Origin of the sequence: Halomonas sp. 328 (assembly GCF_015645095.1) — a bacterium.
Lineage (GTDB): Bacteria > Pseudomonadota > Gammaproteobacteria > Pseudomonadales > Halomonadaceae > Bisbaumannia.
The window spans coordinates 1-6,940 of the sequence record NZ_JADOTW010000060.1 but is presented as its reverse complement, the minus strand read 5'-3'; the positions used below and the strand labels follow the sequence as shown (position 1 = coordinate 6,940).

Annotated in this window: 7 protein-coding genes; all 7 read right to left on the bottom strand. The window is 58.3% G+C overall.

Annotated elements, in window-relative coordinates:
• The coding region (locus tag IHD13_RS18350; RefSeq protein ID WP_230086406.1) for a hypothetical protein at positions 1-350 on the bottom strand (350 nt) is incomplete at its 3' end.
• A gap of 99 nt (positions 351-449) precedes the next feature.
• Positions 450-1,310, bottom strand: coding sequence for a hypothetical protein (locus tag IHD13_RS17835; RefSeq protein ID WP_195862384.1), 861 nt, complete (start codon positions 1,308-1,310; stop codon positions 450-452).
• Positions 1,307-1,873 carry a hypothetical protein gene (locus IHD13_RS17830; protein ID WP_195862383.1) on the bottom strand — a complete coding sequence of 189 codons (567 nt, stop codon included), beginning with the start codon at positions 1,871-1,873 and terminating at the stop codon, positions 1,307-1,309. Before IHD13_RS17830 ends, IHD13_RS17835 begins: the two co-directional genes overlap by 4 nt.
• Positions 1,874-1,875: 2 nt before the next feature.
• Entirely contained in the window at positions 1,876-3,336 is a 1,461-nt protein-coding gene (locus IHD13_RS17825) for a hypothetical protein (RefSeq protein WP_195862382.1), read from the bottom strand.
• 299 nt (positions 3,337-3,635) lie between these two features.
• The gene (locus tag IHD13_RS17820) at positions 3,636-3,998 is read right to left on the bottom strand and encodes a hypothetical protein (protein ID WP_195862381.1); all 363 of its coding nucleotides are present in this window, start codon (positions 3,996-3,998) and stop codon (positions 3,636-3,638) included.
• Positions 3,999-4,181: 183 nt separating this feature from the next.
• A complete protein-coding gene (locus IHD13_RS17815; protein ID WP_195862380.1) occupies positions 4,182-5,417 on the bottom strand; it encodes a hypothetical protein in 1,236 nt (411 codons plus the stop codon).
• 857 nt (positions 5,418-6,274) lie between these two features.
• The coding region (locus tag IHD13_RS17810) for a hypothetical protein (protein WP_195862379.1) at positions 6,275-6,940 on the bottom strand (666 nt) is incomplete at its 5' end.

Genomic DNA, 6,940 nt, shown 5'->3' with positions numbered 1-6,940 from the left:
TTACGAACGATACCGTACAGTTGCGACAGTTCCGGCACTGCAGTAGCGTCATATCGCTGTTCGATCACGCCGTGCTCAAACGCGAGTTGACTCTGGTTCCCTGTCTCAATCGCCTGAGTCGTCCGCTCTGTCTCCGCAGTGGCCACAGACTCTTGCCACCGACGTGTGTCCTCGTACTGTCCTGACGCCTGCTCAGCGCGCTGCCAGGCCGCCTGACGGAACGAGAGACACTTCCCCAGTTCAGCACCGACACGGCCGGTGTGCTGGTGAAGGTTCCCGTTCCGTTCGGTGAGGTCGCCGTCAACGATCTCCCGAACGAGTGCCGGCGGCCAGCCACCGCTATCGCTCATCGTCACCACCTTGGTGCCGACTCGGACAGTACCAGTACGTCGCTCCGGCCCGATCGATCTCACGCCGCAGCGGACCACCGCAAACGGGACACGGTCGAGTCACTGGTCTCGACCTCCGTCAGTCGCTGCCGGTTCGAGCGCACCGACCGGCTCACTGAGATCATCGTCGACGAGGTCGAGGTCGAGCTCGTCTCCTTCGTCGACGGGCTCGCCCTCATCATCGCTAGCGGCATCAGTGTCCGCGTCCTCTGGCGTCGGCATCAGGTCGTCCAGCACCTCAGTCAGCGTCTCTCCTTTCGGAATCGTCTGCTCGTCGTACACCTTATCTTGGTGCGCGGTCAGCGCCATCGTCGCACGTCGGACAGCAGAGCGGAACTTGTGTTCCAGCGTCTGCTTCCCAGCGGCCTCGACCTCCATCTTCCCGTAGTACTCTTCAAGATCGTACTCGGTCTGAAGGAGTTCGTCGGGGTCCTTCGTCGAACGCCAGGTACCACGTGCAGCGTGCGCCTCTTCGTCGTACGTCAGAGCGACCTTCATCGTCACACCCGGCGTCGACACTGGCACCTCGATCAGCGAGCCCCAGGTCACCGTGAGATCCGCTGCTTCGTCTTCGTCGAACCAGTGGAGTGCAACACGGAGATCCTGGGGAACCGGATCGAGCACGAGAAGGCCGACCTGCTCCGGTGGGCGTGCCCGCCGCGCCGCGATCGGCAAGCCGACGAGCGCACCGATCCCAACGGAGACCAGCAGACTCAGCAGAGCAATGCCAATCAGTGACCACGGAATCGAGACACCAACGTACAGCGCAGTGGCAACACCGATCAGCAGGAATCCGAGAATGAAGAAGCGCCAGCGGTGAGCTTCGTCCAGCCATCGACGTGTCGGCGAGGCCTCGACGGCCTCGACCGTCGCCTTATTCTCAACCGGGACAACGCTCGACTCCTGGTGTTCGTCAGTCATCGGATATCCTCCCGTTTCATCAACTTACTACTGATGTAGTCGATCAGCACCGTCAGGACTCCTACACCAGCTACGGAACCGATACCAGCAGCACCAAGCACCGTTGCCCAGTGGTAACTGGTTCCCAAAAACGACGACTCCTTTTCTAACGGAATGCCCATCAACACGTTGCCAGTATCAACAGTGATACCGGCATTCCCACGATACGAGGTCACCGGAACGCGGACAGTTGACACCTCATTCCGTTCGACCAGTCGGCGCTCGCGATCGATCTGCCCGTGTTCCATCGCACCCATAGCATCAGTGAACACAACAGTCTGTGATCGCGTCGAATAGACCTCAACGACAGCAACGCCATCATCTAACTGGTAATCGACGAGCCCAGTACTGTTGTCAATCCATTCAACCGACTCATTAGCATCGACTCCCGGTAACTGATCCTCAGTATCCGGAGTCTCATTTACAGGGTCTTCCTGCAGAGCGACAGCCCCCACCGGCCCGATCGCCAAGGTGGCCATCATCACGATCGCCGTGAAGACGATCAATTTTGCAAACTGGTTCATCGTCACCTCTGTCGAGCAGGGTGTTGTTGTGCAGCTCTATTAGCGAACCAACTCAGAACACCAGCACCACCGACAACACCACCAACAGCAACAGCACCACCAGGTATTCCACCGATCGAGAATCGGGACCAGTCAATAGAGCCGCCTCCACCGCCTGGACTCTGGCCATCAAGCTCAACCACAATCTCACGCTCTTCCGCGGCAATCTGTCGCTCTAGTTCGTCCAACTGGTCCAGCATCGCCGTGAGTTCCTCGTAGTCTGCTGGCGGTTCGTTCGTCACCGACTCCGACCAGTCCACTTCATCGCGCTCCTCGACCACCCATTCACCGTCCTCGTCCTGCACAACTTCCTCAGCACGGACGATTTCAAACGGCTCCTCTATCTCGGAGAGTTCGGACGACTGCATGCCGTCATCGTCAACGACATGGAAAGCGTACCAGAACGTTGATTCAACCGATCCCGGGTCAATCGTCTGCCCCGTGCTGAAGCCGCCACTCGGCATCGGGTGAGCGTACAAGTTACCGGACGACTCGACGGGTTCGCCGTCGTCGTCAGTCGTCTCAGGGAAGCGGAGACGCACCGTCTGTGCCGATGACGGCATACCCAGCACCTCCAGCGAGGCACCTGCGTACGGGAACGTCTGCTGCTCACTCGACATTGCCGCGAGCATCTCCGGCGTCATCACGTCCTCAGGGTCGAGGTCGCCCTCTACCAAATCGTCGTAGTTGTCAGTCAGCCACGTCTCAACTTCACCCTCTACCTCGTTCTGGAACTCATGCAGATTCTCTAACGCAAGTTGGAACTTCGTTAGCTCTATCGCTGCTGGTCTGGCGGTCGCTGCGTCCTCGTCTGGTTCCTCTATCTCGTCCTGTGTTTCGTCGTCTAACTCGTCGTACTCGTCTGCCGGCCAATCATCCACGTGCAGCGAGTGCTCAACAACCAGATCCTCATGGCTCTGGTCTCCGCCCTCGACAGTGACAAAATCCTCTCGCCCGTCGCCCTTGAGGAACAACGACGAAGCGCGCTGCCCCTGATCCATCGAGTCACCAAGGCCATAGACGATGTAATTCGAATCAAACTCCAACGTGCGGCCATCGAGCAGGGTGTACTCAACCGTCGTCTCATCCCACGTTACAAGCTCGTCAACAACGCCGTCAGGGTCCTCATCAATACCGCCGTTATCCATATCCGGCGACCCATCGAGGATCAGATCTTCAAACGCGAGATCATCAATGATCTGGAGATCATCAACGAGATTGCGGAAGTTCGTGATGTGGGTGTGAGCCTCTCCAACAACCGCCTCCTCTTGGTCTGCCAATTGCTCATTCACCCACTCCATACCAGCATCAATAGCCTCCGACTCTGAGGCATCGTCTTCGACAGCCTCAAGCGCCCGAACAGCCGCCTCAGCGAAAAAGCGCCCCTTCGAGAACTCGGTGAAGTCCAGCAGGAAATTCGTCATCTGCCGCTCGGTCGCCTGCGTGTCCAGACACGTCCGTATTGCTTGCGACCAGAGGCCGAGTCGCTGGAGTCTGTCGTACTCCTCGGTCCCTCGATAATCGCCATAATGGCCCGCCAGCGAGCGGGAAGCGAGTAAGATACCGGCCGCAGCGACAACCGCAGGCAGTGCCGCCTCTGCTCGACCGATCGGTGAGTAACGCGGAGCGAGCCGCAATCCAGTACCACCAGCAACAGCAGTACCTCCAGCAGCAACACCAAATCGTTTTAACGTTCGACGCTTCGACGGATCATCAACTTCTGTCATCGGGACACCACCAGCCACATCGCGAGCGTCCAGAGAAATCCGATCACCTGCAGCACTGGCTCTCCAAGGATGAGATCCTGCACAGTTGCCGACCACTCAAGACCGAGCAGCATGACAAGACCAACACCAGAAACAACCTTCTCACCCGGCGAGTAGCGGCCCCAGTCACGCGTGTCGGACGCAGCAAGCGCAACGATCAGCGCGACAAGGGTCCCAACAAGCGTGTGAAGCGTGGTTGGCTCGTAGTCAGCAATCAGTACTGCAATCGAAACGATCTCAAACACCATCAGCGCACCGACAGCAACGATCAAACCCATGATCGTCGAAATCGCATTCAGTGACTGGTAGTGTGCAAGCATCCCGTTTCCGTAACCTGACGTGTGTGACGCCATGAAACTCCATTAGAACTAGACTACCAAATACGGGCGAAGCGGCGAGGTTTTAAGTCACATTACTGGCTACGCGCGAGCGCGACCAGCCCATTATGCGGCATATAACAAAGTTGTCAGCCGGTCCCGGTGGGGTGGGGAGAGTACGTACCGTTATCCGTGTTCAGCTAACAACCACTCGTACAGTTCCTCGGCACCATCCTCGGTATCAGCGAATTTCATTCCCGGTGGTCCGTGTATCTCGCCGATCGCCCAGCGAAAAGCAACGTCGAGCCGGCGCTCAGCGTCACGACCGATTCGTTCGCACCAACCGGGATCACAGAGTGCAGCACCAGCGTCCCATATCGGAGACAGCGATCCGTTACACTCCTCACAGTCGCACGTCCTTTCGTCGTCCGGCTCGACCAGGTGGCCGTCTTCGTCGACCTCCATGTCATCCGGATCAGTGGGCCCACCGACGACCTCTCTCGTTATTCGCTGTATCGCTGCCCAACGTCCGTTCGACAGCGCCGACTCTGGCGAGAACTGGTTGTTCGCGAGATCTCCGAACCAACGAATCGCGTGGCTTCCTCCGTCGGGATTAAACGTGAGGTGGCTCAGCAGGTAGGTACTCACTTTCGCCATCGCCTCGTATCCATCCTCATCCGTCATCTTCCAGCGCGTTAGGGTACTGAGCCTCTTGAACACCCAGCCGTCGTCGTTCTCTGGGTCGTTCTCTCCTACGTCCTCAGCAAGTCCGAGGATGTGCCAGTGCGGCGACCAGTACGTCAGCGACCTCCACGAACGGTCATGCTCACGGACCCACTGCCAGATCCCGCCTTCGACGAGATCTGCTTCCTTCAGTTCTCGGAACGTCTCCTTCGCTTCGTCACGAACACGGTACCCGTGGAACACGACCACACCACCGCGAATGCCTTTCTCACTGGCGAGGTCGTACGCGTCTCTCCAGCCCTGTTTTATGTCCACCAGCGTCTTTACCGAACCCACAGGGGCCGACGCAATGCAGTGGACCGCACGCTTCTCTATCGGCTTCTCAGCGGCTTCTCGCGCTGCTCCCATTCGTTCGACGATGCCAGTTGTCCGGTTGAGGTCCCACGAGTACCAACAATCCGGACACTGTCGCGTCTGGCACGAGGTCGAGCCGAGTTTCACATCAGCGCAGCTGTCACAGAACTCCATCGGTAGCCACTCTCCACAGCCGGCCGGCTTGTCACCCATACCGGGCAGCGTGAGCGAGCTATCCGCGTACACACGCACGTCCGGCATCTCTTCGGGCCATGCACCGGCGTCGTCCTCGACACGCTCTGACGCCCGCGTACGGCCTGTGTCGTCATCGGAGTGGTGTGACCACGTCCGGTTGTCGACCAGCGTCAGGTCCTCGGCACTCATGCCTCGACCTCCTGCAGCGCCTCACGAACGTCCTGATCAGTGGCCTCACTGATCGACGTACAGACGCTCTCGGCGTCGTTTTCGGGAGTCTCTACTGTACTTTTCGCGTATTGCAGGGTCCGGTACGCACAGCCACCGCAACAACACCGTCCACTCGAGTGCAGACAGCAACAGCACAGTACCGCACAGCACCGCACACGAGGGGCCCGACAAACAGCGTCGGGCCCGTGCGCTCGACGAGCCGCCTCGGGCCCCCATGGGAGGGGGCCGACTCGCCGGCTCTCTCGCTTGGGGCTTTTGGACGGTTGTCCATCGCGATCGGCACCTGGAGCTCCTCGAGCTCGTCGATCGGCGCCGTCGACGAAGCCCTTCTTTATATACCAATACGTACTACCACATTCTCTACACTTCAAACGTCCAACAACGGACGGAACAACTGGACACCCGACGATCTCCGTCTCAGTCGTCGCGGCTGTCGCGATCGTCGGGGTCGGAGGGACTAGACACTCACGACAAAGCTCTAGCTTGTCGTGAAGTGATCCTTCTGAAACTATATCACGTTCTAAGCAGGATTTACACCTGATTAGAACGAGATCATCGTCCCACTCAGGCATCACACTGGACCGGAGAGGCTTTAAGACCTCCCTCGGACAAACTAAGCACGGCGTCGGTTGATGGGGCAAACATGGTAACTTGGCTCCAACCGGCGTCGATCCCGAGGAACCACTGATTATCCGGTTGAGTGAACAGTCTCGCCAATTTGTTATAAAAGCATTGGTGACACAGCCGCCTCGACGTGCGTCGTCGGCGGCTGTTTGTTGGTATGTTAGTTTGTTAAAAACGCAGAGCATAGAGAATTAATCAGCGAACAGGTTGTGAGCTACGACATCAGGATCATACTCAGTACGAGATTTCGGCAGTGGATCCAGAGTGAAGTCACGATCACACAGGCCGCCGCTGTCCTCGTTCTGGTCGTTGTAGACAGTAGCGAGGTAGCGGTCCGTGGTACCGTCGGGGTGATCGAGACGCACGCACTGCAGGTGTTTCACGCCCGGCATCGCCCGGATGTGCTTCGATAGGTCGTACCCGTCTTCGCGGTGACCGACGTACACGAGCACAGCCTTCCGCTTCGCAGCGAGCCGTGCGAGCCTTCCCTGTCGCTCCTTTACTTCTGCAGCGCTGGCGCTGTGTTCCGAGTGATCGATCGAAGCGTCATCGACGAAGATGATCTTCGGTCGGTCCGGTTCGCGATCGACACGTTCCTCCAGGTCGTCCATCGACTGAGCACAGTAGTACTCCGTCCACTGATGGTCGATGTACTCAGCGGGAACGTTGCCGATCGCGAGCGTTTCCGGCTCGACGTCCATCTTCGTATCGATCGCGAGGAACATCACGTTCGTCTTCCCGTTGTCAGTCCCTCCAACAAAATTGAGGATCTGCCCGGGATTACGAACGATACCGTACAGTTGCGACAGTTCCGGCACTGCAGTAGCGTCATATCGCTGTTCGATCACGCCGTGCTC